We start from the raw sequence: 234 nt of genomic DNA, 5'->3' as shown, positions 1-234 counted from the left end.
TGCGATAGCCATACACGCCTCCGCTTTCTAACCAGGCATGCTTGATCAAGCCAAGCAGGCGTTGATCTTCTTTGGCTCGGGCAGATTGAGGCTCGGCCAACCAAGCGTAGTAGCCGCTGGGATGCACCTTGAGGGTTTGGCAAAGGCGACGCACTGGGTAATCCGTCGAGTGCTTGTTGATGAAGGCGTACTTCAGCCGCACTCCTTGGCAAAGTACGCGGCGGCCTTCTTTAA

1 pseudogene is annotated in these 234 nt (G+C 56.0%); it reads right to left on the bottom strand.

The features are described 5' to 3' along the window. Window positions 1-234, bottom strand: a pseudogene (locus tag AC25M7_RS25560) (IS3 family transposase); the annotation flags it as partial.

The sequence above is a fragment of the Pseudomonas sp. P106(2024) genome, assembly GCF_057480815.1.
Note: the sequence above shows the minus strand (reverse complement) of the source record. Positions and strands in the feature narration are given on the sequence as shown.